A 26,320-nucleotide genomic window follows, 5' to 3' on the forward strand; every position below is an offset into this window, starting at 1 on the left:
CGGCGGCCGCGCGCCTGATGCCTGATAAGCAAATGCGAATTCGTTGCTTGGTGGCGCGCCGCCGCTTCGCTAGAGTGAGCGCTGCGTCACGCGAACCGCGAGCGAGCCGGGTCCGGCACCCGCCGTCGAGGCGCCGCCCCGCATCCCGCGCGCCGCCCCGCCTTCCCGACATGGCCGAATATTTCGACGTAGACCACGCCAACCAGATCCGCGCGCTCGGCGCCCGCTTCGCCGCGCGCACCGAGTGGCCGACCTGGCTGCTGATCGCGACCATCTACGGCGGCTGGCTCGGCGTCATGCTGCTGGTGCGCGCCGGCGCGCTGCCGTTCGCGGCGGCCGCGCCGATGCTGATCGTGCTGGCGGCCTGGCAGATGTCGCTGCAGCACGAGCTGCTGCACGGCCATCCCACGCGCCTCGACTGGCTGAACCGGCTGCTCGCCTATCCGCCGCTCGCGATCTGGTATCCGTACACCTGCTATCGCGACACGCATCTCGCGCACCATCGCGACGACGATCTGACCGTGCCCGGCGTGGACCCGGAAGGCAATTACCTGCCGCGCGGGCAATGGGCGACGCTGCCGCGCTGGCGGCGCGCGCTGTGGGTGCTGCGCAAGACCTTCGTCGGGCGGCTCGTGGTGGGGCCGCCGATGAGCGTGGCCGCGACGCTCGCCGACGCGCTGCGGCGCATCCGGCGCGGCGAGCGCGGCGCCCTGCGCATGTGGGCCACGCACGGCGCCTGCGTGGCGGCGCTGCTGGCCTGGGTGCAGCACTCGGCCGGCATCGCCTGGTGGGTCTACCTGCTCGCCGTGAGCTGGCCGGCGCTGTCGCTCGCGATGGTGCGCTCGCTGCACGAGCATCGCGCCGCGGTCCATCCGAAGGCACGCATCGCGATCAACGAGGCCGGCCTCGCGATGCGCCTGCTCTACCTGAACAACAATTACCATCTGGTGCATCACGATCTGCCCAGCCTGCCGTGGTTCCAGCTGCCGGCCGCGTACCGGATGCGTCGCGAGGCCTACCTGGCCAAGTGCGACGGCTTCGTGATCCGCGGCGGCTATCTGGAGCTGCTGCGCCGCTACGCGTGGCGGCCGACCGACGCGCCCGAGCATCCGTTCCGGCACGCCACGGCCGCGCTCTCGAGCGGCGGCGGCCGGATCGCGGTGATCGAGGGGTGCCTGCAGATCAGCAGCTGAGGCGGCGCAAGCACGGCATGCGGGGCGTTCGCCATCGCACCGGCCGGCCGAGGCCGGCTCGTCCTGCCGACAGCCGGCCTCGCGCGGCGCGCGGCGCGCGGGCGAGGCGGCGCTATGCCCGTTCGAGCCGGTTGCCGCCCAGCGATTTCGCGCGGTACAGCGCGCCGTCGGCACTGGCCAGCAGGTCGGCCAGCAGCAGCGCCGGCGGGAGGGGCGGCGGGAGGGGCGGGGTGCCGGCCTCGTCGGCGGCCAGACCGATGCTGACGGTGGCCCGGATCTCGAGGCCGTCGCCGCGGCTGTCGATCGTCTCGGCGAAGCGGCGCGCGACGGCCCTGCCCAGTGCCGCCGCGCGCTGCGCATCGGCACCGGCCAGCAGCGCGGCGAACTCCTCGCCGCCGAGGCGCGCGACGATGGCGCCCTCGCCCAGCTCGCCGCGCACGACTTCCGCGAAAGTCTTCAGCACCTCGTCGCCGGTCTTGTGGCCGTGACGGTCGTTGATGCGCTTGAAGTGATCCAGGTCGAAGGCCAGCACGGCGAGCGCCTGCCGCCCCGCCGCCGCGGCCACCACGCGCTCGCCCTCCTCGAAGAACCAGCGGCGGCTGCCGAGCCGCGTCAGGTAGTCGGTACGCGATTCGCGCAGCAGCTCGCCATGCGTCTCCTCGCGCACCAGCCGCAGCAGCGTCATCGGCAGCACCACCGAATAGAGCACGCCCTCGTACATCGTGAGCTGGCTGGCGGCCAGCACGAACGACGGCCCGAATTCCCTCGCGAGCCAGGGCAGCGCGAGCGCGCGGGCCAGATAGAGCAGCGCATGCAGGCCCGTCACCGCAACCGCGATGCGCCAGGCCGGGAGCACGCGCAACGCCGCGTTGCGCAGCAGTTCGCGCGTGGTCATGGCACTCGCCAGCGCGATCGGAATCGCACTCAGATAGAGCCACATGGTCTGCTGCCCGCGCGTGCCGGCCACGACCCAGGCCAGCGCCAGCAGCGCGACCAGGCCCAGCGAAGCGCCGCGCCGACACCTGCCGTTCAGGATGGCCACGCCGTCCAGGATCAGCAGGTAGCCGGACACCATCACCAGGTTGGCGAGCGCCGACCCCCACGCGCCGGGCAGGCGGCCCCGCACCAGCACCACGGCGCAGCCGATCGCGAGCGTCGCATAGCCCGCCGCGAACGTGCGCAGCGCCCGGCTGCGATTGGGATGGGTGCGATGTTCCCAGAACGTCATGCCCGCGCTGGCAAGCAGCGTTCCGATCGCGAGGAAATAAAAAGTAAGAAGGTCGACGTGCATCGCTGACGAAAGAACTGATGCCGGCACCGCACGGCAGCAGCGGCATTCTACGCTGGCGCTTCGACACCGCCGTGATGGTCAAATTTCGGTGCGTGCCGGGACGCGGCCGCGCGTTCGACGCGGCGCGCGCCGCCTGCGTGCCCGGCGGCGCGGCCGCGCCGGCGGCGTGCCGCGAGACACGCCGCTTGCCCTGCCCGGGCAGCACGGCGACGCCTGCGAAGCGGCACGGCGCGGCCGCTTTGCGCCGGCCACGAAGCCCGCGCCGGCAAGGGCGCGGCGCGCGCCCGGGGGCTCGCGCCGGCACGCGCGGCGACCCGTCGGCGACGGGAGCCGCGGGCCGGCCCGCCAGCCGGGCCGCGCATGGCACGCGGCGCGCCGATTCCCGCTTGTTCGGCGAGCGCCCGCGCGCTTATCATCGTGCCGTACCGCGGCGCCCGCGCCTGCCTCGCCGGGCGGCGAAGCGGGATGCCGGCCTTGCACCGCCCCACCCCCACGATCGAACGCCGATGCTCGCGCTCCTGTTGCTGATACCGCTTCTGGCCGGCCTGATCGCCGGCTTCCGGGACGGCGTGCTGGCCGGCCTCGCCGCCGGCGCGGTGGCCACCGTCGCCGAACTCCTGCTGCTGTCGGTGGCGGGCGTGCTGGCCCGGCGCCGCGACGCGAAGGCCGCCGCGCGCCGCGCCGCCGCCGCGGAAGACGCCGAGCGGCTCGCCGCTCCCGATCCGCTGGCCGCCGAGCCCTCCGCCGCGCCCGGGATCGATGCGCACGCATCCACTCCGGCCCCGGCGCGCTCGCCCGCGGCACGCCTGGCCGAGATCCGGGCGCGCCGCCCCGACGACCGGCCGCGCCCGATCGACCTGCTGCCAAGCCCGCTCGGCAGCCGCTCCGCATTCCTCGGCGCCGACCAGGGCCAGCCGCTGCCGGCCTTCCTCGGCGACTACGCGAGCTACCAGCGCATCGTGCTCGACGTGGACCTGCGCGCGACCTCGCCCGGCGCCGTTCATCGCCAGCTCTACGCGGGCCTGCGCGCGGCCTGCCTCAAGCACGTCGACATCGACGACAATCCGGCCGAACAGCAGCCCGGCATCGCGCCGCTCGACGATCTGCCCGAGCACTTCGAGGCCCTCAAGCGCGCCGACGACACGCTGTTCGTCGCGTTCCGCAGCCGGGACGCGCGCTGGGCCGGCTTTCGGCTCGGCCGCGACAGCTTCCGCTTCCCGCTCGACCGGCTCGCCGGGCTCGCGCTGAACGTCGGCATCCCGGCCAAGGGCGCAGGCGGCTACGAGATCGAGGCGGTGTTCGACCGGCCGCGCCGCGACACCGAGGCCGAGGCCGACTGGCAATGGCACGGCAGCGCGTTCCAGCCCTCGCTGCCCTATGCCGACCGCCACTCGTTCGCGCTGCTCTACGCGCTGACCACGATCGCGCAGCTGTTCGACGTGCGGATCGTCTGCTCGACGTTCTCCGACTGCTGAGCGGCGGGCCGCCGGCACGCCGTCGCACGCTCGCGCGCGCCACGCGAGCCCGCAAGCAGCCCGCCTTGGCGCGGCAGCCGCTCGCAGCCACCGCGCGTGGCTGCCGGCCCCTCCGGGGGCGCGCCGCCCGACCGAATCGCCCGGCCGAATCGCCCCCGGCGTGGCCCGCCTGTCGCAGCCGTGCGCAGCGCCCGTTGCTCTCTCCGAGGCCCGCTCCGAGGCCCGCTCCGAGGCCCGCTCCGAGGCCCGCCCGCGGCGCCTCGCGGACGCATCCGAAGGGAGCGCGGCACCCCGCTTCGCCCGCCCCGGCCGACGGCCGCGCCGTCCCCTAAATGCGCCCCCAATTCTCCGTTCCGGCGGCGGTTGCATCCGCGTCACAGTCCACGATTTTCTGTCCCACCGTATCTCGAATTCAGGACTACACTGGTCGCGTTGCGGCGCGGGGGTCGGACGATTTGCGCCGTCGGGGAGATGCCATGAATCGGCCGGTTATCCGAATCCCGCTGCGCGCCGCCCGCACCGCCATGCCGGTCTGGAAGCGCGTCAAATGGTTGCTGGTCGCGGCCGTGCTGATCGCACTGGTGGTGGTGGCGCGGCTTTGTCAGATCGAATTCGCGACCTCCCGGTGGCAGGCGCGCTACCTCTCCAGCCTCGCCGGCGACGTCGGCTACACGATGGGCCCCGGTCCCAGCGACAGCATCCGCTACCCGGCGGGCGGCCCCTACGACCTGCGCCTCGGTTATTCCCAGCTGCCCGAGTTCGAACCTCGCCTCGTCGCGCGCGGCTACACGATCGCGGCGCAGGCGCGCGGCTCGGAGCGGCTGCTCTCGCTGGCCGACCAGGGCCTCTTCGTGCCTTACGCGGAAAAGGACCAGGCCGGCCTCACGGTGCGCGACGCGCGCGGCGAGCCGATCTACGACGCCACGTTCCCGCACCGCGTCTATCCGGACTTCGATGCGATACCGCCGCTGGTGGTGCGCTCGCTGCTGTTCATCGAGGACCGCTACCTGCTCGATCCCGACGCGCCGAATCGCAACCCGGCGATCGACTGGCGCCGCTTCGGCCGCGCGCTGTCCGACCAGGCGCTGCGCTACGTGAACCCCCACCAGCAAACGCCGGGCGGCAGCACGCTGGCCACCCAGATCGAGAAGTTCCGCCATTCGCCCGACGGGCGCACCGCCACGCCGCCCGAGAAGCTGCGCCAGATCGCGTCGGCCTCGGTGCGCGCCTATCTCGACGGCCCGCAGACGCTGCCGGCACGCCGCCAGATCGTGGTGCGCTACCTGAACTCGGTGCCGCTCGCGGCGCGCGCGCACGTGGGCGAGGTGACGGGCATCGGCGACGGCCTGGCGGCCTGGTACGGACGCGATTTCGGCGAGGTGAACCGCATCCTCGCCGCGCCGCCCAGCGAGGCGAACCGCGCCGAGCAGGCCGGCACCTATCGCGAGGTGCTGTCGCTGCTGATCGCGCAGCGCGCGCCGTCGTTCTTCCTCAATCGCGGCTATGCCGACCTGCAGAAGCTGACCGACAGCTATCTGCGGCTGCTCGCCAACGAAGGCGCGATCACGCCGGCGCTGCGCGACGCGGCGCTGGCCGCTCGCATCGAACGGCACGCGCCGCCCGCGCTGCCGGCCCAGGCGTCCTACGTGACGCGCAAGGCGATCACCTCCACGCGCTCGCGGCTGCTCGGCGCGCTCGGCCTGTCGAGCACCTACCAGCTCGACCGGCTCGACCTCGACGCCACCGTCACGCTCGACAACGCCGTGCAGCAGGCCGTGGCCGACCAGCTCGCGGCCGTGACCACGCGCGACGGCGCCAGGCAGGCCGGCCTGATCGGCCAGCAGATGCTGCGGCCCGGCGACGATCCCTCGAAGATCTCGTACAGCTTCACGCTCTACGAACGGCAGGGCGGCGCGAACCTGCTGCGCGTGCAGACCGACAGCGTGGACCAGCCGTTCGACGTCAACCGCGGCGCGCGCCTGAACCTCGGCTCGACCGCGAAGCTGCGCACCGTGCTGACCTACCTGCAGATCGTCTCGCGGCTGCACGACCAGTACGCGCCGCGCTCCACCGAAGAGCTCAGGCGCGTGCAGCCCGACCCGCAGGACCCGCTCACGCGCTGGTCGCTCGACTACCTGATCGGCGCGCGCGACCGCTCGCTTGCGCCGATGCTCGATGCCGCGCTCGAACGCAAGTACTCGGCCTCGCCCGGCGAGACGTTCTACACCGGCGGCGGAGCACAGACCTTCACCAACTTCGAGAAGAGCGAGGACGGCCAGATCCTGACGATCCGGCTCGCGTTCCGCGACTCGGTCAACCTCGTGTTCGTGCGGCTGATGCGCGACATCGTGCGCTACGAGATGGTGCAGGCCGCGGGCCTGTCGGCGCAATGGCTCGACGATCCGGACCTGCGCGCGCGCTACCTCGCGCAGTTCGTCGACCAGGAAAGCCGCGTCTACGTGAAGCGCTTCTACGTGCAGTACGCGGGCAAGCCGCCCGACGACGCGCTCGCGCTGATGCTCAGGACGGTACGCAAGACGCCGCCGAAGCTGGCCACCGTGCTGCGCAGCGTGGCGCCGGACGCACCGCGCCCGTGGTTCGACACGCAAATGAAGACGGCGCTGAAGGGCACGCCGGCCGCCGGCCTCGCCGACGACGAGCTGGCCGCGCTCTACGCGAAGTACGGCGCCGACCGCTTCAGCCTCAACGACCGCGGCTACATCGCCAGCGTGCATCCGCTCGCGCTCTGGACGCTCGCCTACCTGCGCGCGCATCCGGACGCGACGCTCGACGCCGTGCAGGGCGCGAGCCGCGAGGTGCGCGCCGCCTCCTACGCGTGGCTCTACAAGACCCGGTACCACGCCACCCAGGACCGCCGGATCCGCCGCATGGTCGAGCTGCGGGCCTACCAGGAGATCGGCCGGTCGTGGCAGGCGCTCGGCTATCCGTTCGCGGCGCTCACGCCGTCCTACGCCGCCGCGATCGGCGCCTCGGGCGACCAGCCCGACGCGCTCGCGAAGCTGATCGGCCTCGTCGCCAACGGCGGCGCGCAGATGCCCACCGAGAGCATCACGCAGCTCGCGTTCGCGAAGGACACGCCCTTCGAGACGCGCTTCGTGCATGCCGACACCGCGCCGAAGCCGCTGCTCTCGCCCGAGATCGCGGCGGCCGTGCAGCCGATGCTGCGCGACGTGGTGCAGCACGGCACCGGCAAGCGGCTCGCGCAGGGCATGACGTTCCCCGACGGCAGGACGCTCGAGGTGTTCGGCAAGACCGGCACCGGCGACCAGCGCTTCAACGTCTACGCGCCCGGCGCGCGCCTGATCGAATCACGCAAGGTGAACCGCAGCGCGACCTTCGTGTTCGGCATCGGCGAGCGCTTCTTCGGCGTGCTGACGGCCAACGCGCACGAGCCCTACGCCGCGCGCTACGAATACACGAGCGCGCTGGCCGTGCAGTTGCTGAAATCGCTGGCTCCGGCGCTGCAGCCGCTCGTCGAGGGGCCGGACGCGGCGCTGAAGGCGGCGCACGGCACCGCCGGCAGCCCGGCCGGCGCCGACGCGGCGGCGCGCGGCACCACCGCGACGCCCGCCGAGACGGTTTCGCACGGCTGACCGACGCGCGGTGCCGGCCACGGCGGGCCGCAACGACAGGCGGGGCGCCGGCTCGTCAGCGGCGCCCCGCGTGCTCGATGGCGCGCGCCTGGTTGCCCGCGCCGCGCTCAGCAGCGATGCGGCTTGCTCAGCACGATGGTCTCGAACAGCGAGTAGTCCGGGTTCGGCGTCGAGTCGGCGCCGGCCGCGTGGTAGTAGCTGACCGTGATGGTGGTATTGCCGCCCACCTCGCCCGGCTCGTAGTCGAACACGGCGATCCCGTAACCGCTGCCGGCATCACGCCGCGCCGACCAGACCGCGTCCTCGCGCGCATCGGCGCCGGGCCGCACGAAGGTGCCGGCGGTGGCGCCCGGCACCGGCCGGTTCGGCTTGGTGAAGACCATCGCCTGCGGCTGCCCGGTGGCGGGATCGTCGCCATACTTGTCGGTCGGCGCGCTGGTCCCGCCGCCGCCGAGGATCAGGTGGATCGTGCCGTGACGCGTGTCGAAGGTGCGGTCCTCGGGATCGGCGGTGACCACCGGCTTCGGCTGCAGCGTGTCGACCACCGAGCCGGTGGCCGCGTCCACGCCCGCGTGGTGATGGCAGCCGCGCACCGGGAAGCTGCGCTCGTAGTCGTGGTCGTGGCCGCACAGCACGAGATCGACGCCGTAGCGATCGAAGAGCGGCAGCCACGCCTCGCGGATGCCCTTGTCGGAGCCGTTGCCCGACTTCGACGAGCTGAGCGCGTCCTGGTGCATCTGCACCACGATCCAGTCGATCGAACCGTCTTGCGAGGCATGCCGCAGCGTCCGTTCGAGCCAGCGGGTCTGCTCGCCCTGGCTGTAGCCGCGCACGTAGAACGAGGTGCCCGGCGCCACCGGCTCGTGGCCGGTGCTGGCGGCCGGCACCAGCGGCGCGGGGCCGGCCACGAAGGCCGCGCCGTCCTGGTAGACCACGTCGTCGGCGTCGAGCGAGATGAACCGCACCGCGCCCACGCGGAAGGTGTACCAGCGCCCCGGGAAACGCGTGCCGTTGCCGGGCAGCGCGTAGCGCGCGAGGTAGGAATCGAGCCCCTGCGGGCCGTTGTGGAACTCGATCTCGTGATTGCCGGGGCACGGCATCCACGGACGGTTGGCGGCCGAGCTCTGGTTGTTGTTGCCGAAGTCGCGCCAGACGTCGGGCTGGTGCGCGGGATTCAGGTTCGCGTAGCAGAGGTCGCCGTTGAGCAGGTGGAACAGCGGCTGGAAGCGCTCCACCGCCTGCACCGCGAAGCGGCTCTGCGGCGACGACAGCACCCAGCCCGTGTTCGGCGTGGCCAGGTCGCCGTAGCTGGTCCAGCGAAACGGCGCACGCCCGCGCGGCGCGGTGCGAAAGCTGGCAGCGAACGGCCGCGCGGCGTTGGCGTCGTTGTCGGCGGTGACTTCGTAGGCGTAGCGCGAGTCGGCCCGCAGCCCGAGCAGGCGCGCGTGATAGGCAAACACCACCGCGCCGTTCAGGCCGTCGGTGTAGCTGCGCTGCACGGCATGCACCGTGAATGGCCGGCCGGCGTCGCCCGACACGCGCACGCGCGGGTTCGCGGCGGGCGCGAGCGAGGCCCAGGAGATCGTCACCTCGGACGAGGGATCGTCGCCCCAGGTCAGGTGGATCTGCTCGGGCGTGCCGTCCGGCGCGGCCGCGGCCGCGCGCACGGCGCCCAGGCCGCTCGCGGTGGCGAGGCCGGACACGCCGGCCAGCTTCAGGAAACCGCGGCGCGAGACCGCTGCGTGCTGCGACGCATGCGGGCCGGCGGACGGTGCTTCGGGGGGCGTCTGTTTCGACATCGGTGGGCTCCGATCTTGTCTCGTATCGATCGCGCGGCCCGGCCGGGGCGGCCCGAGGGCGGCACGGCCGGGCGCTGCACGAGGGAGGCGACGGCCCTCGCCGTCGCCCGGAACCCCGACGATAGACCGGCAATCGTGACGCGCGGATGTCATGCACGCGGCGCCGGGCCGTGAACCGGGCTCGGTCCGGCCGCCGGCGGCACGCTCAGCGCGCGCGCGTCTTGTTGTCCGGGCGCGGCGCGCGCCGCCGCGGCGCGGCCGGCTTCGGCTCGCCGTCGGCCGGCGGCTCGTGCCTGGTGCCGCGCGCGGCCGGGGCACGGCGCGCGGCGGCGCGGCGCGGCGCCGGTGAAGACGGCGGGGCGGACCCGGACGACGGCCTGCCGATGGCCGTCGCCGCCTCGGCGAGCGCGGCCGGCAGCACGCCGTGCTCGGCGTGCCATTGGCGCAGCAGCGTGCGCGTCTGGCCGTCGATGGTGGCGCGCAGCAGCGCGCCGCGCCCGCCGTCGAACGACTCCCAGCCGAGCAGCGTCAGCGCCGAGCGCTGGGCGATGTGGAACACCGTGAGCTGGCCGAGCAGGCTGAACGCGCGAATCCGCGTGACGGGGCTGTCGGGATCGAGGCCCGAGATGCGGCCGACCAGCTCCGCGCAGACGTCGTTGAGCGGACGCCGGATGCGCTCCATCAGGATCTCGGTGGCCACGTCCGGTTCGAGCCCGGCCTGCTCGCGCGCGAAGAACATGCGCTGGTGAGCCGTCTTGGGCGCCGTGAACATCCGCTCCAGGAGCGCATGCATGATGCCGAGGAACGCGTCGATCAGCGTCTCCACGCCGGCCTGCGCGGCCAGCATCGCGCGCGCGTGGTCGAGCGGCGGGCCGAACGCCCCGCAGGCGCTGTCGGCGATCGCGTCGGCGCAGGCGCGGAACACCCCTTCCTTGTTCTCGAAGTAATACTGCAGCGCCGGCGCGTTGACCCCCGCGCGCGCGGCGATCTCGCGCGTCGAGGCGCCGGCGAACCCGCGCTCGCCGAACAGCTCGATGGCGGCCTCGATGATGCGCTGGCGTGTTTCGTCGCCCCGCGCATAGCCGCTCGACGACGCGCGACGCAGCTTCTTCGCTTCCGTCATAGACCCCTCGCAATTCAAACAGACCACATTCTACTTGACACAAATTTACCAACTGGAATAATTCTTCCGCTTGGAATAATTTGGATACCCGAATGTCGTCGACCCCTCAGGATGCACCGCAAGGCAATCGTCAGGAACCTGCCGCCACGCCGTCTGCGGGCAAGCCTTCCCCCGACACCCCCGCACGCAAGCCGAACCGGCGCCGGATCCTGATCGCGCTGGCCGTGCTCGCGCTGCTCGGCGGCGCGATCTGGCTGCTTCACTGGTGGACCGTGGGCCGCTTCATCGAAAGCACCGACGACGCCTACCTGCAGGCCGACAGCATGACCGCCGCGCCGAAGGTGTCGGGCTACGTGACCGACGTCTACGTGGGCGACAACCAGCCGGTGAAGGCCGGCGCGCCGCTCGTGAGGCTCGACGTGCGCCAGTATCAGGTCGCGCTGCAGCAGGCGCGAGCCACCGTGGACGCGCGCCGCGCCGACATCGCGCGCGCCGAGGCCGACATCGCCCAGCAGCGCGCCAACCTCGAGCAGGCCCAGGCGCAGGCGCGCGTGTCGAGCATCAACCTGCATCACGCGAGCGACGAGTACGCGCGCTACGCGCCGCTCGCCGCGACCGGCGCCGAGACCCGCGAGCGCATCGCCGATCTCAGGAACACGCGCGACCAGGCGCAGGCCACGCTGGCCGCCAACACGGCGTCGATCGCCGCGGCCCGCACCCAGATCGCCGCCAGCACCGCGCAGCTGCAGCAGGCGCGGGCGCAGCTCGAGGCCGCGCAGGCGAGCGCCGCGCAGTCGCAGCTCGACCTCGACAACACCGTGGTGCGCAGCACGCTGGACGGCCGGGTCGGCGACCGCACCGTGCGCGTGGGCCAGTACGTGCAGCCCGGCACGCGGCTGCTGACCGTGGTGCCGGTGCAGAGCCTCTATCTGGTGGCGAACTTCAAGGAAACCCAGCTCGGCCGGATGCGCCCGGGCCAGCCCGTCACGCTGCACGTGGACGCGCTGCCGGGCCGCGAACTGCACGGCCGGGTCGAGAGCTTCGCGCCCGGCACCGGCGCGCAGTTCGCGCTGCTGCCGCCCGAGAACGCCACCGGCAACTTCACGAAGATCGTGCAGCGCGTGCCGGTGCGGATCCACGTCGACACCGACGACCAGGCGCGCCGCGTGCTGCTGCCGGGCCTGTCGGTGACCGTCGACGTCGATACGCGCGACGACGGGAACCAGCATGGCTGAGTCCGCCACGCCGGCCGGCGCACCGGCCGCCCCCGCCCCGGCCGCCGAGCGCGCCACCGCCTCCGACTGGATCGCGGTGGCAGCCGGCTCGCTCGGCGCGCTGATGGCCACGCTCGACATCTCGATCACCAACTCGGCGCTGCCGCAGATCCAGGGCGAGATCGGCGCGACCGGCACCGAGGGCACCTGGATCTCCACCGGCTACCTGATGTCGGAAATCGTGATGATCCCGCTCGCCGCATGGCTCACGCGCGTGTTCGGGCTGAAGAACTTCCTGCTCGCCTCGTCGGTGCTGTTCATCGCGTTCTCGATGATCTGCGGCTGGTCGAACACGCTCGCGCTGATGGTGGTCGGCCGGATCGGCCAGGGCTTCACGGGCGGCGCGATGATCCCGACCGCGCAGACCATCATCCGCACCCGGCTGCCGCCCTCGCAGCTGCCGGTGGGCATGACGCTGTTCGGCCTGATCGTGCTGCTCGGGCCGCTGTTCGGGCCGGTGCTGGGCGGCTGGCTGGCCGAGAACGTCAGCTGGAGCTGGTGCTTCTTCATCAACCTGCCGGTGTGCCTGCTGCTGATCACGCTGCTGGTGGTGGGCCTCAGCTCCGACAAGCCGCAGTGGCGGCAGTTCTTCGACGCCGACTGGGTCGGCATCGCGGGCCTCGCGATCGGGCTGTCGTCGCTGACGGTGGTGCTCGAGGAAGGCCAGCGCGAGCGCTGGTTCGAGTCGCAGATGATCGTCACGCTGAGCTGGGTCTCGTTCGCCGGCATGCTGCTGATCGCGATCTCGCAGCTCACGGCCAGGCGGCCGATCCTGCGGCTCTCGCTGATGCGCAACCCGCGCTACGCGAGCGTGATCCTGATCGTCGCGGCGGTCGGTGCCGGCCTGTACGGCGTGTCGTACCTGCTGCCGCAGTTCCTCGCGATCGTGTCCGGCTACAACGCCGAGCAGGCGGGCGAGATCATGCTGCTGTCGGGCCTGCCCGCGTTCCTGATGATGCCGATCCTGCCGAGGCTGCTCGGCAAGGTCGATTTCCGGATCCTCGTGATCACCGGGCTGCTGCTGTTCTTCCTGAGCTGCATGCTCGACATCTCGCTGACCGCGCAGAGCGTCGGCCACGACTTCGTCTGGTCGCAGCTGATCCGCGGCGTGGCCCAGATGCTCGCGATGATGCCGCTGAACCAGGCCTCGATGGCCGCCGTCTCGCGCGAGGAATCGGGCGACGCGGCCGGGCTCTACAACATGGCGCGCAATCTCGGCGGCTCGATCGGGCTGGCCATCATCGGCACCATCATCGACCGGCGCACCACGTTCCATACCGCCGCGCTGCGCGAGTCGCTCAGCGCCAACTCGCCGGTCGGGCAGGAGCGCATCGCCAGCTATGCGGCGAGCTGGTTCGCGCGCACCGGCGACATGGCCTACTCGAAGCTGCGCGCGCTCGGCCAGATCGCGCAGCAGATCCAGGTGCAGGCCACCGTGATGACCTACTCCGAAACCTTCTACCTGCTCGGACTCGCGCTGATCGCCTGCGTCCCGCTCGCGCTGCTGCTCAGAACGCCGCGCCGCGGTTCGCCGCCGCCCGCCTCGTCCGGCCATTGAATCGATGCAGATCATGACGTTTTCCCCGCCCGCCCGCCGCCGCGCCGCCGCGCCCCTCACGCTGCTCGCGCTCGCCGGCCTGCTCGCCGGCTGCACGGTCGGCCCGGACTATCACGGCGCGCCGCCCGCGCCCGCCGACGCCGGCTTCGTGCGCGCGCCGCAGGCCGGCGTGCTGGCCGCCGCGCCGGCGCCGAGCGCCTGGTGGCACGCGCTCGGCGACCCGCAGCTGGACGCGCTGATCGCCGCCGCGCTGGCCCATAACCCGGACCTGCACGCGGCGCAGGCGCGCCTGCGCGAGGCGCGCGCGCAACTGAGCCGGCAGCGCGCCGACGCGCTGCCGAAGCTCGGCGCCGACGCAGCCGCGCTGCGCACGCGCGAGCCCGACGCGAACGCGTTCGCGGCGCTGACCGGCTCGAGCGGCGCCAGCGGCTCGGGCAACGCTGCGTCGCGGCCCGGCACCGGCCCGATCCAGCTCTACACGGCCAGCTTCGACGCGAGCTGGGAAATCGACCTGTTCGGCGGCACGCGGCGCGCGATCGAGGCCGCCTCCGCGCAGGCCGAGGCCGTCGACGCCGATCTCGCCGACACCCAGGTCTCGCTCGCGGCCGAAGTCGCGAACGCCTACGTCGGCCTGCGCGACCAGCAGCAGCGCCTCGCGCTGTCGCGGCGCACCGCCGAACTGCAGCAGCGCATGCTCGAGCTGACGTTGCAGCGGCGCGATCGCGGCGTGGTGGACGATGCCGACATCGAGCGGCTCACCACCCAGGTGGAAAACACGCGCGCCACGCTGATCCCGCTCGACGCGCAGGTGACCGAGTCGCTCGACCGCCTCGCGATCCTCACGGGACGCGCGCCGGGCACGCTCGATGCGCAGCTCTCGGCACCCGGCGCCGCGCTGCCGACGCTGCCCGCGACGGTGGCGATCGGCGACGCCGGCGCGCTCCTCAAGCAGCGTCCCGACATCCGTGCGGCCGAGCGCCGGCTCGCCTCCAGCAACGCGCAGATCGGCGAGCGCGTGGCCGACTACTTTCCGAAGGTCACGCTGTTCGGCGACCTCGGCTTCAGCGCGTCCGACCCGGGCCACCTGTTGCGCAAGCAGAACTACTCGTGGATCGGCGCGCCCTACCTGCAGTGGAACCTGTTCGACTTCGGCCGCACGCGCGGTGCCGTGCGCGCGGCCGAAGCCGCGCGCGACGAGGCCGAGGCGAACTACACGAAGGCCGTGCTGGCCGCGCTGCAGGACGCCAACACCGCCCTGTCGCGTTACGGGCACCAGCGCGACCACGTCGTCGCGCTGGCCAAGATCGAGACCTCGGCCACGCGCTCGGCCGCGCTGATGAACCAGCGCTACCGGGCCGGCGTGTCGTCGCTGATCGACCTGCTCGACACCCAGCGCGCGGCGCTCTCGGCACGGCAGAACGTGATCGCCGGACAGGCCGAGCTGCTCGACGACTACATCTCGCTGCAAAAGAGCCTCGGCCTCGGCTGGCAGACCGACGCGACCGCGCCGCAGGTGCCGGCCGACGCGGCGGCCGGCGCGAAGCCGGCCGGCTGAGGCCGGCGGCTGCGGCGCGACCGCGGCGCCGACGGCGGCCTCAGCGCTCGATGCGCGCGCGCGTGGTGCCGAGCAGCGCCGCCATCGCGCGGCGCGCCGCCTCGGCATCGCGCGCGCGGATCGCCTCGCACACGCGCGTGTGCTCGGCCAGCGACGCGTTGAACACGTCGGCGCGCCGCGCGTTGACGCGCAGCTGCGCCTCGAGCGTGCGCTCGATCAGCGCGCCGAGCGGAATCAGCAGTTCATTGCCGCCCGCGGCCAGCACGCTCAGGTGAAAGCGCAGGTCGGCGCGCACCCATTCGTCCACCTGCCTGGCCTCGCACATCGCCTCGTGCGCGGCCTCCATCTCGGCCAGGGTGTCGGGTGCCCACGCACGCGCGGCGAGCCCCGCCGCGTAGGGCTCCACCATCTCGCGCATCTCCTGCAGCTGCATCGCGAAGGCGAGCGGCGGCGCCACCTGCGAATACCAGTCGAGCAGCTCCGCATCGAGCAGGTTCCAGGCGTGGCGCGGGCGCACCCGCGTGCCGACCTTCGGCCGCGACTCGATCAGCCCCTTCGAGGTCAGCGTGCGCAGCGCCTCGCGCAGCACCGTGCGGCTCACGCCGAACGCCCGCATCAGCTCGGCCTCGCGCGGCAGCGTCGCCGCGGGCGCGTAGTCGCCGCGCAGGATCGCGGTTGCGAGCCGGAACGCGGTTTGTCCATGCAGGTCTCGTTGAATCACGGTTCTCCTCGTCACGCGGCATGCCGCTGACCACTATCTGCGCAAAAGTGCTATTAATACTACTTTTTAGCGCTTTCGTGTAGGATGCCATCATCGACGCCGCCTGACGCGTCCCCCTCACGGAGACACCGCCATGAAGATCACCCGCCTCGAAACCTTCGTCGTCCCGCCACGCTGGCTGTTCCTCAAGATCGAGACCGACGAGGGCATCGTCGGCTGGGGCGAGCCGATCGTCGAGGGGCGCGCGCACACGGTGGAGGCCGCCGTGCAGGAGCTGGCCGACTACCTGGTGGGGCGCGACCCGCTGCTGATCGAGGACCACTGGCAGGTGATGTACCGCGCCGGGTTCTATCGCGGCGGCCCGGTCACGATGAGCGCGATCGCGGGCGTCGACCAGGCGCTCTGGGACATCAAGGGCAAGTTCCACGGCGCGCCCGTCCACGCGCTGCTCGGCGGCCAGGTGCGCGATCGCATCAAGGTCTATTCGTGGATCGGCGGCGACCGCCCGAGCGACGTCGCCAACAACGCGCGCGCGGTGGTCGAGCGCGGCTTCAAGGCCGTCAAGATGAACGGCTCCGAGGAACTGCAAATCGTCGACACCTACGACAAGGTCGAGAAGGTGATCGCGAACGTGGCCGCGGTGCGCGAGGCGGTGGGCCCGCACGTGGGGATCGGCGTCGATTTCCACGGCCGCGTCCACAAGCCGATGGCCAAGGTGCTCGCCAAGGAACTCGACCCGTACCGGCTGATGTTCATCGAGGAGCCGGTGCTCTCGGAGAACGCCGAGGCGCTGCGCGACATCGTCAACCAGACCGACACGCCGATCGCGCTCGGCGAGCGGCTCTACTCGCGCTGGGACTTCAAGCACGTCCTGGCGGGCGGCTACGTCGACATCATCCAGCCCGACGCCTCGCACGCCGGCGGCATCACCGAGTGCCGCAAGATCGCCTCGCTGGCCGAGGCCTACGACGTCGCGCTCGCGCTGCACTGCCCGCTCGGGCCGATCGCGCTGGCCGCGTGCCTGCAGCTCGACGCGGTCAGCTACAACGCGTTCATCCAGGAGCAGAGCCTCGGCATCCACTACAACCAGGGCAACGATCTGCTCGACTACATCCGCAATCCGGAAGTGTTCCGCTACGAGGACGGCTTCGTGACGATCCCGCAGGGTCCGGGGCTCGGCATCGACGTCAACGAGGAAAAGGTGCGCGAGATGGCGAAGGTCGGCCATCGCTGGCGCAACCCGGTGTGGCGTCACGCGGACGGCAGCGTCGCCGAGTGGTGATCGACGCCGGCGCCGTTCGGCTTCAGAGCGACTTGCGGCGCAGGTCGTAGGTGTCGATGCCGGCCTCGTCGAGCCGGCTTTCGAAGCGGTCGGCGCCGAGCTCGCTCGCGAGCCGTGCCTCCTCGTCCGAGACCGGGAAGCACTGCAGCCAGTTGATGCGCATGCCGTCCAGCCGGCACTCGGGAAACTCGCCGTCGTTCCAGATGAACGGAATCGACAGATAGAGATGCGGCACCGTGGTCTTGGGATAGCAACGCGCCACCACCTCGCGCACCACCACGCCGGGCCGCACTGGCGAGGCCGCCGCGGCCAGCTCGAACGCGGCGGCCGCGAGGATGTCGGGCCAGTGCGCCACGTCGTCCGGCATCGCGCCGCACAGCTCGATGCGCGTGTCGAACCCGCCCGTGTCGAGCGCGAACTCGCACAGGCCGGCGGTGCTGTACGACACCACGTCCTCGTCCGGCGCATCGGCCACCGACAGCACCGCCAGCTCGCGCGCGTCGCGCGAGAACGGCTGCGCTTTCGGCATGCCGTCGAACACCGTCATGACATGGCGCGCGACCGCCTGCCTTGCTGCTTCATTGCCCTGCGCAACCATCTCGTGTTCTCCCCTTCATGTCCGGCGGGCCGGGACCATCCGGCACGGCGCACCGAACCGGCCGCGGCCGACGCGGCACGATCCGTGCCCGATGCCGGCCACGGCGCCATGCTACCCGAACCGGCGCGGCGCGGCCGCGCGGCGCCGTGCGCCGGCGCTCACCGCATCGCCGCGAAGCCCGGCACGATGGAGGCGAGCACGGCCGCCGCCACGAACACGCCGATCATTGCAATCGCCTCGAGATAGAGCACGTTGGTGAAGGTGCGCGCGTCCGCGGTCGCGGCGGTGCGGCGCAGCCGCGGCAGCGCCGAGAACCGGTTCAACCCGCCCAGCACGAGCGCGAGCGCCACCAGCACCAGCTTGAGCAGCAGCACGCGGCCCCAGGGGCTCGCGTCGAGCACGGCCAGCGAGCCGCCGGTGCCGCGCCACGCGTTGAACGCGCCGCTGGCCAGCACCGCCAGCACCGCCGCCATCGAGACGCGCGAGACGCGCTGCGCGACGCGGATCAGCGCGCCGCGCGCAATCGAGGCGCCCAGCGCCGGCAGCACGGCCATCCAGCCCGCCAGCACGATGCCGCCCCAGACCGCCGTCGAGAGCACGTGCAGCATCTGCACCAGCACCGCGGGCGACCACGGCCCCGCGTCGGCCGCGTGGCCGATCGAGGCCTGGCCGGCCGCCACCACCAGCACCGCGAGCCAGAGCAGCGCGCCCCCCGCCGGGCCGGCGGGCCGCAGCCACGCGAGCACCAGCAGCGCCAGCGCGCCGAGCATGAGCAAGCTCCATGCGTGCCCGACGTGGGTGTCGGCCAGCACCGTCGGCAGCGCGCCGAACGCGCCGCCCAGCCCCGCACCGCTCATCGCCGCCGCCTCGTAGACGAGCCAGCCGAGCTCGGCCAGCCCGAGCACCAGCGCGGCCAGGCTCAGCGAGCCGCGCGCGCGGCGCCACGCGTAATGGGCCGGCGAAACCTTGGCGCGGCCGCCCTCGGCGCCGAGCCAGGCGCCGAACAGCAGCGAGCCGACCGCCATCGCGAAGGCGATCTGCGCGAGCGCGGCCATCGCGACCTGCCCGGTCCAGAGGCTGTCGAACGTCATCGGGCGCCCTCCCGCACGGCGGGCTCGCACGCCGCGCGCAGCCGCGCGGCGGAGGGAATCGGGGAAAACCTGTAAGGCGGTAAATCGGGTACGGGAAGGTTCGGGAACATCGGCACGTGAATCGGCATTTCGGAGTGGGAACGATCGCCCGGTCCGGCTTGGTGCTGGCCGGCGGCGCGCGAGTAGCGAGTGTACGGGCTTCGATCGCGAAGCGGCGCGAGGGTTCGTCAAAAAGCCCGGAATTCCTGCAGGCGCGCGCCGCCGCCCTGTTGTTATCGCGCCGAGCGCCTGCGAGGCGGGCCGTCGGGCGGTTCGCCCGCGTCGGGCATCGATGCTAAACTTCGCAGCGCAGCCGACCGGAGATGGGCTGCCGAAACACGTGTAGTCAAAGCCCGAGCCGGCGCAGCCGGCCAGGTCCCCGACGATATAAAAAATTGGAGCCTCTCGTGTCTTCAATGCGTGTCTTCCGTGCCCTGCTGGCCGCCCTGTCGATCGGCGCCGCCTGCCTGCCGCTCCCCTCGCGGGCCCAGAATCCCCCGTCTCACGCCACCCCGGCCGGCACCGCCGGCGCCGCGCCGCTGAAGGCGCCCGACACCATGGCCGAGCGCGTGCGCGGCTGCACCGCCTGCCACGGCGCGCAGGGCCAGGGCACCGACAACGACTATTTCCCGCGCCTGGCCGGCAAGCCCGTCGAGTACCTGTACAACCAGCTGATGAATTTCCGTGACGGGCGGCGCAAGTATCCGCCGATGAACTACCTGCTCACCTACCTCAGCGACGACTACCTGCACGAGATCGCCGCCCACTTCTCGAACCTGCGGCCGCCCTATCCGGCGCCGGCCACGCCGAGCGTGTCCGACGACGTGCTGGCGCGCGGCAAGGCGCTCGCCATGCACGGCGACGCCGCGCGCTCGGTCCCGGCCTGCGTGGCCTGCCACGGCAGCGCGCTGACCGGCATGCAGCCCGCCATCCCCGGCCTCGTCGGCCTGCACAGCGACTACCTGAGCGCGCAGCTCGGCGCCTGGCGTTCCGGCAACCGGCGCGCGAAGGCGCCCGACTGCATGCACGAGATCGCCACGCGCCTCACCGACGACGACGTGACCGCCGTGACCGCGTGGCTCGCCGCGCAGCCCGCGCCGGCCAATCCGGTGCCGGCTGCGGCCCGCTCGCTGAAGCTGCCGCTCGCGTGCGGCAGCGAACCGCAATGAGACCCAGGAGACAGACGCCATGAAACGCCAGTCCCTGTATGCCTTCTGCGCCGTGCTGCTCGCGGCGGCCGCGACGCTCGCCCCGGTGTTCTGGCCCGGCGCCGCGAAGCTGTTCGGCACCTCCGCCCGCGCCGCCACCGAGGGCGACGCCTCGAACGCCGCGCTCGTCAAGAAGGGCGAGTATCTGTCGCGGATCGGCGACTGCGTGGCCTGCCACACCGTGCGCGGCGGCCAGCCGTTCGCGGGCGGCCTCGCGATGCCGACGCCGTTCGGCACCATGTACACGCCGAACATCACGCCCGACCCGCGGTACGGCATCGGCAAGTGGAGCGCGGACGACTTCTACCGGGCGATGCACACGGGCCGCTCGAAGGACGGCAGCCTGCTCTATCCGGGCTTCCCGTTCACGAGCTACACCAAGGTTTCGCGCGCCGATTCGGACGCGATCTACGCCTACCTGCGCTCGGTCGCGCCGGTCAACCAGCCGAACCGCCCGCACGAGCTGAGATTCCCGTTCAACAACCGCAACCTGCTGATCGGCTGGCGCACGCTGTTCTTCAAGGAGGGCGAATTCCGGCCCGATCCGACCAAGTCGGTGGAATGGAACCGCGGCGCCTACCTGGTGGAGGGGCTCGGCCACTGCAGCATGTGCCATACCTCGATCAACCTGATGGGCGCGCCGGTCAGTTCCTCGGCCTTCGCGGGCGGCCTGATCCCGCTGCAGAACTGGTACGCGCCGTCGCTGACCAACGACACCGAGTTCGGCCTCGGCGACTGGCACGTGCAGGAACTCGCGGACCTGCTGCAGGCCGGCGTGTCGAATCGCGGCGCCGTGTTCGGGCCGATGGCCGACGTGGTCCACAACAGCCTGCAATACATGACCGACGACGATACCCGGGCGATGTCGATCTACCTGAAGTCGATCCCGCAGAAGGGCGAGGCGCCGTCGCACCTGCAGTACGAGACCTCGCAGCAGTTCGGCAACCAGCTGCTGGAACAGGGCCGCAAGCTCTACGCGGACAACTGCGCGACCTGCCACGGCGCGTCCGGTCAGGGCAAGCCGCCGGCGTATCCGCCGCTCGCGCAGAACCATTCGATTATGATGGAGTCTGCAGTGAACCCGATCCGGATGGTGCTGAACGGCGGATACCCGCCGAGCACGTTCCGGAATCCGCGTCCATACGGGATGCCGCCGTTCGCGCAAGCCCTGTCGAATCAAGAGGTTGCAGCAGTCGTGTCGTATATTCGATCGGCCTGGGGCAACAACGGTTCGCCGATTTCACCGCAGCAGGTCAGCGATCTGAGATCCGCGCCGCTCGACTGACGGACGGTTCACAACCACGGGGCGTGGCCGCGGGCAACCGCGGGCCGCGCCCTTTTGTTTTTTGTACGACGGCACGCCCGCCGCTCCGACCTGGGCGGCGGCGCTGCCTTCCTGAACACCAAGAGAGTTTATGTCTTTTGCTTCCCTCGGCCTCGCCGAACCCCTCGTGCGAGCCGTCAACGAACTCGGCTACAACGAACCGACCCCGATCCAGACCCAGGCAATCCCGGCCGTGCTCGGCGGCGGCGACCTGCTGGCCGGCGCGCAGACCGGCACCGGCAAGACCGCCGGCTTCACGCTGCCGATCCTGCAGCGCCTGAACGCGTTCCAGCCCGCCAACGCGAACGGCAAGCGCGCCGTGCGCGCGCTGATCCTCACGCCCACCCGCGAACTCGCCGCGCAGGTCGAGGAAAGCGTGCGCGCCTACGGCAAGTACCTGAAGCTGCGCTCCACCGTGATGTTCGGCGGGGTCAGCATCAATCCGCAGATCGACGCGCTCAAGCGCGGCGTCGACATCGTGGTGGCCACCCCCGGGCGCCTGCTCGACCACATGCAGCAGAAGACCATCGACGTCTCGCAGCTCGACATCCTGGTGCTCGACGAGGCCGACCGCATGCTCGACATGGGCTTCATCCACGACATCAAGCGCGTGCTGGCGAAGCTGCCGGCCAAGCGCCAGAACCTGCTGTTCTCGGCCACCTTCTCCGACGAGATCAAGGCGCTCGCCGACAGCCTGCTCGACTCGCCGGCGCTGATCGAGGTCGCGCGCCGCAACACCACCGCCGAGACGATCGCCCAGAAGATCCACCCGGTGGACCGCGACCGCAAGCGCGAGATGCTCACCCACCTGATCCGCGAGCACAACTGGTTTCAGGTGCTGGTGTTCACGCGCACCAAGCACGGCGCGAACCGGCTCGCCGAGCAGTTGACCAAGGACGGCATCAGCGCGCTCGCGATCCACGGCAACAAGAGCCAGTCGGCCCGCACGCGCGCGCTCAGCGAATTCAAGGCCGGCACGCTGCAGGTGCTGGTGGCGACCGACATCGCCGCGCGCGGCATCGACATCGACCAGTTGCCGCACGTGGTCAACTACGAGCTGCCGAACGTGCCGGAAGACTACGTCCACCGGATCGGCCGCACCGGCCGCGCGGGCGCGAACGGCGAGGCGGTGTCGCTGGTCTGCGTCGACGAGAAGCCGCTGCTGCGCGACATCGAGCGGCTCATCAAGCGCGAGATTCCGCAGCAGGTGATCGCCGGCTTCGAGCCCGATCCGAACGCCAAGCCGGAGCCGATCCAGCGCCGCAGCGGCGGCGGCGGCGGGCGCCAGCCGCAGGGCGGCGGACAGGGCAAGCCGCAGGCGGCGCGCCGCGACGGCGGCCAGTCGGGCGCCGCGAAGCCCGCCGCCAGGCCGGTCAAGGCCGCGGGCGGCGGTGCTGCGAAGCCGGCCGTGAAGCCTGCCGCCAGGCCGCAAGCGGGCGGCGGCAATGGCAACGGTGCGCAGCCGGCGAATCGCAGCCGCTCAGGACGCGGCAGCGGCGGCAGCCAGCGCGGGCGCTGAGCCGCGCGCGGTTTTTCACCGCGCCAGCCGATCGTGACAGACGGGGAGCGCGACGCATCGACGGCGTCGCGCTCCCCGCTTTTTTTGGCTTCGGAAGGGTCGGCCCGAGGATGGAAGGGCCGCAAGCGGCCGCAGGCAAGCGCCGCGGCCGGGGCCGGTCACGCCGCCGCGATCAGCCGGATCTGCTCGATCTGCCGGGTCCAGCGTGCGAGCACGGCCTCGCCGCCGTCCTCCAGCTCGAACGCGATGCCCGAGGTCAGTCGCGCGTAGGCCACGCGCTGCGCCTCGCCGCCCGCCAGCGTGGCCCGGAAGCAGGCCAGCCCCGGCAGCGCCGAGCCGTCGTCGGCCGGGCCGTCGCCAATGAAGCCGGCCGGCCTCACGCGCAGCCGCGCCTGGTAGAACGCAGCGTCGGCGACGAAGCTCAGCATCGCCGCGCGCTCTTGTGCCAGCAGCCGCGCGGCGCGCGAACCCGGCCAGAGGGCGATGAACAGCGTCGCCGGATCGCTCGCATACAATTCGCCGACGCCGAGCAGCGTGGTACGCGCCTCGGGCGGCTCGACGCCGCGCTCGACCACCACCAGCGAAGCCGAAAAGCCCGCCTTGTCGGCCAGCGCCTCGCCGTCGAACAGCGCGAGGCAAGCCGGCGGCCAGCGCTCGAACTGCCAGCGCTCGAGCGCGTGGCGGCCGGCCGGCGCCGCACCGCGATCAGCGGAAGAACACATGCTGGGTCAGTTTCGTCAGCGGATACTGCACGCCGGGCTGGATCTTCGAAGGCAGGTCGAGCGGCTTCAGCAGCATCTTCACGCACATGTCGGCCGACAGATTGCGCCGCACCAGCGTGTTGACGCGATGGGTGCGCTCGCGGACGTAGGCCGCGTCGCCGACGCGGTCCGGATAGCGCACCGCGAACACATGGCGCAGCGCGACTTCCGAATCCTCGTTGCGCATTTCGAGCACGCGGCGCGTCAGCGCGCCGAGCACGGCGAGCCGGCCGTTGCCCTCGATCTCGTTGTACTTCTTGAAATATTTGAAGAAGTGCTTGTAATGACGCACTTCGTCGGTACGGATGTTGTTGGTGATTTCCTTCAGCACCGGCTCTTGCGAACACTCGTTGATCGCCCGGTACAGCGTGGCGGTGCCCGTCTCCACCACGCAGCGCGCCACCATCTCGAGCGCGCGCGTCTTCTCGAACGCGTCGAGCGAGCACATTTTCGAGTATTCGTCGAAGAAATTGCGGAACGCGAGATCCCAGTCGAATTCCGGCCATACGTAGCCGATGTAGGCCTTCAGCGCGCGGCCATGCTGCAGTTCCTCATGCTCCCACTGCTCGTTGAGCCAGGTGGCCACTTCGGGATCCTCGCCGAAGAACTGGCTCAGATTGCTCGTGTAGAGATCGGACCCGCTCTCGATGAACGAGGCCGCGCAGAGCAGCAGCAGCAGATCCTCGTCGGCGGCGGCTTTCGCGCGGTCGATCCGCGTGAGGTCGATGTCTTCGATGCGCCAGGGCATCACGTGTTTCGTTTCGGCCAGCATCGTATGGCTCCCAAACGCCTCGTCCCGGCATGGCGCAGCGGCCGGCGTCAGTCCTGCCGGTGCCGCCGCGAGCCTGTCAGGCGAAGCGGGTATGAATTGAATTATTCGATCTGGATCCGCTTATCTTAGCCGGAGTTGACTGAATGTGCATCCAGCACTGACCGTACCCGCACGTTGCAGTTCCGCGCCGCCGACCGCCCATAACTGACAGGTAATTCGAAGCTTGCCGGTCATTCCATTGAAATCTGCGAAATCGGCATCCGGACCAGGCGGCACCGGGCGCGCATGCCGCAGGCCCCGCGCGCGCGCGGCGGGGCAGCGCCGCGCGCCGATGCGGCCGGGACGCGACACGCGGCCGCGCTCAGAAGCCGGCCGCGAGCCCGTCGCGACGGCTGTCGCTGGCGGCCACGTAGCCGCGCTCGGGATCGTCGGCGTCGAGCCGCCAGATGAACTGGCCCGAGCCGAAGTCCATGTAGGGATCGGCGATCGACTGCAGCCGGTGGCCGCGCGCCTCGAGCGCGGCCACCACGCCGCGGTCGAGGGTGTGCTCGACGTCGAGCGTGAAATCGCGGTTCACCTTCCAGCGCGGCGCGTCGCAGGCGGCCTGCGGCTGCTGCCCATAGCCGAGCATGCGCACGAGGGTCTGCAGGTGTCCTTGCGGCTGCATGTCGCCGCCCATCACGCCGAAGCTCATCACCGCCTCGCGGCGGCCGTCGCGCTCGCGCGTGACGAAGGCCGGGATGATGGTATGGAACGGCCGCTTGCCGCCCGCCACCACGTTCGGCGAGGCCGGGTCCATCGAGAACCCGTGGCCGCGGTTCTGCAGCGCGATCCCGTAGCCGGGCACCACCAGGCCCGAGCCGAAGCCCATGTAGTTCGACTGGATGAAGCTCACCATCATGCCGCGCTCGTCGGCAGCCGACAGGTAGACGGTGCCGCCCGCGCGCGGCCTGCCGTGCTCGACATGCGTCGCGCGCGACAGGTTGATGCGCTTCGCCCGCTCGGCCAGGTAGGCATCGTCGAGCATCGCCTCGGGCGTCACCTCCATCGCGCGCGGATCGGCCACGTAGCGGTAGACGTCGGCGAACGCGAGCTTCATGGCCTCGATCTGCACGTGCTGCGCCTCGGGCGAATCGAGCGGCAGCCCGGCCAGGTCGAAGCGCTCGACGATGCCGAGCGCGATCAGCGCCGCGATGCCCTGCCCGTTCGGCGGGATCTCGTGCACCGTGTGGCCGCGAAACGACTTGCCGATCGGCTCGACCCACTCGGGGCGCCAGGCCCGCAGGTCCTCGGCCGTCAGCGCGCCGCCCGTCTCGCGCGCGAACGCGGCCAGCGCCGCGCCCGGCTCGCCCTCGTAGAAGGCGCGCGCGCCGTCGCGCGCGAGCAGCCGCAGCGTGCGGGCGTGGCCTGGCATCACCACCCGCTCGCCCACCTCCGGCGCGCGTGAGCGCGGCAGGAACGCCGCCGCGAAGCCGGGCTGGTCGTGCAGCGCCGGCACCGCGGCAGCCCACTTCTGGGCCACGATCGAGGCCACCGCATGACCGCGCTCGGCCAGTTCGATGGCCGGCGCGAGCAGGTCGGCGAACGGCAGCGAGCCGAAGCGCGCGTGCAGCGCCTCCCAGCCCGCGACCACGCCCGGCACCGTCACCGTATCCCAGCCGCGCTCGGGCTGCCGCGCGTGGCCGTTGCCGTCCTCGCCATGGCGGCGGCGGAAATAGTCCGGGTTCCAGGCCGCGGGCGCGACGCCCGAGGCGTTGAGGCCCGACAGCGTCGCCCCGTCCCAGACCAGCGCGAACGCGTCGCCGCCGAGTCCGCACGAGACCGGCTCGACGACGGTGAGCGCGGCGGCGGCGGCGAGCGCCGCGTCCACCGCGTTGCCGCCCTGCCAGAGCATGCGCAGGCCGGCCTGCGCGGCGAGCGGGTGCGAGGTCGAGACCAGATTGCGGGCGAACACGGGCTGCCGGACGGTGGGATAGGGGTTCTGCCAGTTGAAGCGGGTCATGCTGCGGCTCCGGTGGAATGGACGTGCGAACACGGCCGACAACAGAAAGGGCGCGCGGCAAGGCAAGCGATTGCCGCAGGCGACAAAGCGCCATTGCAGCGCGAATGCGCGCGCGGAGCAA

General features: G+C 71.7%; 19 protein-coding genes. 10 read left to right on the forward strand and 9 right to left on the reverse strand.

The window, feature by feature from the left end:
• Positions 1-170: 170 nt before the first annotated feature.
• Positions 171-1,193, forward strand: a complete 1,023-nt coding sequence (locus KS03_RS14880) for a fatty acid desaturase (protein WP_015876937.1) — start codon at positions 171-173, stop codon at positions 1,191-1,193.
• Between the two features lie 112 nt (positions 1,194-1,305).
• Here the strand turns inward: KS03_RS14880 and KS03_RS14885 are convergent, their stop codons facing one another.
• Entirely contained in the window at positions 1,306-2,484 is a 1,179-nt protein-coding gene (locus KS03_RS14885) for a GGDEF domain-containing protein (RefSeq protein ID WP_015876938.1), read from the reverse strand.
• A gap of 506 nt (positions 2,485-2,990) precedes the next feature.
• Between KS03_RS14885 and KS03_RS14890 the strand changes: the two genes are divergently transcribed.
• Positions 2,991-3,959, forward strand: coding sequence for a hypothetical protein (locus KS03_RS14890; protein ID WP_015876939.1), 969 nt, complete (start codon positions 2,991-2,993; stop codon positions 3,957-3,959).
• Positions 3,960-4,435: 476 nt separating this feature from the next.
• Positions 4,436-7,573, forward strand: a complete 3,138-nt coding sequence (locus KS03_RS14895; RefSeq protein WP_015876940.1) for a transglycosylase domain-containing protein — start codon at positions 4,436-4,438, stop codon at positions 7,571-7,573.
• 107 nt (positions 7,574-7,680) lie between these two features.
• Here KS03_RS14895 and KS03_RS14900 read toward each other — a convergent pair whose 3' ends face one another.
• Both KS03_RS14900 and KS03_RS14905 read right to left on the reverse strand, forming a co-directional pair.
• Positions 7,681-9,372, reverse strand: a complete 1,692-nt coding sequence (locus KS03_RS14900; protein WP_015876941.1) for a purple acid phosphatase family protein — start codon at positions 9,370-9,372, stop codon at positions 7,681-7,683.
• A 205-nt stretch (positions 9,373-9,577) separates the two neighbouring features.
• Positions 9,578-10,495, reverse strand: coding sequence for a CerR family C-terminal domain-containing protein (locus tag KS03_RS14905; RefSeq protein WP_015876942.1), 918 nt, complete (start codon positions 10,493-10,495; stop codon positions 9,578-9,580).
• A gap of 92 nt (positions 10,496-10,587) precedes the next feature.
• On the opposite strand from KS03_RS14905, the gene KS03_RS14910 reads away from it, so the two are divergent.
• Genes KS03_RS14910 through KS03_RS14920 form a run of 3 tightly spaced genes read left to right on the forward strand, consistent with a single transcriptional unit; the run spans position 10,588 to position 14,882 of the window.
• Positions 10,588-11,730 carry an HlyD family secretion protein gene (locus KS03_RS14910; RefSeq protein WP_015876943.1) on the forward strand — a complete coding sequence of 381 codons (1,143 nt, stop codon included), beginning with the start codon at positions 10,588-10,590 and terminating at the stop codon, positions 11,728-11,730.
• Complete coding sequence (locus tag KS03_RS14915; protein ID WP_015876944.1) at positions 11,723-13,327, forward strand: MDR family MFS transporter; 1,605 nt, start codon at positions 11,723-11,725, stop codon at positions 13,325-13,327. The genes KS03_RS14910 and KS03_RS14915 overlap by 8 nt, the downstream gene beginning before the upstream one ends.
• Positions 13,328-13,331: 4 nt before the next feature.
• Entirely contained in the window at positions 13,332-14,882 is a 1,551-nt protein-coding gene (locus tag KS03_RS14920; RefSeq protein ID WP_015876945.1) for an efflux transporter outer membrane subunit, read from the forward strand.
• A gap of 40 nt (positions 14,883-14,922) precedes the next feature.
• Here the strand turns inward: KS03_RS14920 and KS03_RS14925 are convergent, their stop codons facing one another.
• Positions 14,923-15,603: a FadR/GntR family transcriptional regulator gene (locus KS03_RS14925; RefSeq protein ID WP_015876946.1), complete on the reverse strand. Its 681-nt coding sequence runs from the start codon at positions 15,601-15,603 to the stop codon at positions 14,923-14,925.
• Between the two features lie 133 nt (positions 15,604-15,736).
• Here KS03_RS14925 and dgoD point away from each other — a divergent pair, with 133 nt between their 5' ends.
• Positions 15,737-16,885 carry a galactonate dehydratase gene (gene dgoD, locus KS03_RS14930; RefSeq protein WP_015876947.1) on the forward strand — a complete coding sequence of 383 codons (1,149 nt, stop codon included), beginning with the start codon at positions 15,737-15,739 and terminating at the stop codon, positions 16,883-16,885.
• A gap of 22 nt (positions 16,886-16,907) precedes the next feature.
• On the opposite strand, the gene KS03_RS14935 is transcribed toward dgoD, so the two are convergent.
• On the reverse strand, positions 16,908-17,483 hold the full coding sequence (locus tag KS03_RS14935) for a suppressor of fused domain protein (RefSeq protein WP_015876948.1): 576 nt from the start codon (positions 17,481-17,483) through the stop codon (positions 16,908-16,910).
• A gap of 158 nt (positions 17,484-17,641) precedes the next feature.
• A complete protein-coding gene (locus KS03_RS14940) occupies positions 17,642-18,574 on the reverse strand; it encodes a CopD family protein (protein WP_015876949.1) in 933 nt (310 codons plus the stop codon).
• A 446-nt stretch (positions 18,575-19,020) separates the two neighbouring features.
• Here KS03_RS14940 and KS03_RS14945 point away from each other — a divergent pair, with 446 nt between their 5' ends.
• From KS03_RS14945 to KS03_RS14955, 3 genes are all read left to right on the forward strand, one after another.
• Positions 19,021-19,782: a c-type cytochrome gene (locus tag KS03_RS14945; protein WP_015876950.1), complete on the forward strand. Its 762-nt coding sequence runs from the start codon at positions 19,021-19,023 to the stop codon at positions 19,780-19,782.
• A gap of 19 nt (positions 19,783-19,801) precedes the next feature.
• Positions 19,802-21,106 carry a c-type cytochrome gene (locus KS03_RS14950; protein WP_015876951.1) on the forward strand — a complete coding sequence of 435 codons (1,305 nt, stop codon included), beginning with the start codon at positions 19,802-19,804 and terminating at the stop codon, positions 21,104-21,106.
• A 130-nt stretch (positions 21,107-21,236) separates the two neighbouring features.
• Positions 21,237-22,664 carry a DEAD/DEAH box helicase gene (locus KS03_RS14955; protein WP_045678850.1) on the forward strand — a complete coding sequence of 476 codons (1,428 nt, stop codon included), beginning with the start codon at positions 21,237-21,239 and terminating at the stop codon, positions 22,662-22,664.
• Between the two features lie 158 nt (positions 22,665-22,822).
• Here the strand turns inward: KS03_RS14955 and KS03_RS14960 are convergent, their stop codons facing one another.
• The 3 genes from KS03_RS14960 to KS03_RS14970 all read right to left on the reverse strand — a co-directional run bounded on the left by KS03_RS14960 (position 22,823) and on the right by KS03_RS14970 (position 26,199).
• The gene (locus KS03_RS14960) at positions 22,823-23,386 is read right to left on the reverse strand and encodes a hypothetical protein (protein ID WP_015876953.1); all 564 of its coding nucleotides are present in this window, start codon (positions 23,384-23,386) and stop codon (positions 22,823-22,825) included.
• Positions 23,370-24,197 (reverse strand): ferritin-like domain-containing protein, encoded by an 828-nt coding sequence (locus tag KS03_RS14965; protein ID WP_015876954.1) that lies wholly within the window; start codon positions 24,195-24,197, stop codon positions 23,370-23,372. Before KS03_RS14965 ends, KS03_RS14960 begins: the two co-directional genes overlap by 17 nt.
• Positions 24,198-24,558: 361 nt before the next feature.
• Positions 24,559-26,199 (reverse strand): gamma-glutamyltransferase family protein, encoded by a 1,641-nt coding sequence (locus KS03_RS14970; protein WP_015876955.1) that lies wholly within the window; start codon positions 26,197-26,199, stop codon positions 24,559-24,561.
• Between the last annotated feature and the right edge of the window lie 121 nt (positions 26,200-26,320).

The organism is Burkholderia glumae LMG 2196 = ATCC 33617 (assembly GCF_000960995.1).
GTDB lineage: Bacteria > Pseudomonadota > Gammaproteobacteria > Burkholderiales > Burkholderiaceae > Burkholderia > Burkholderia glumae.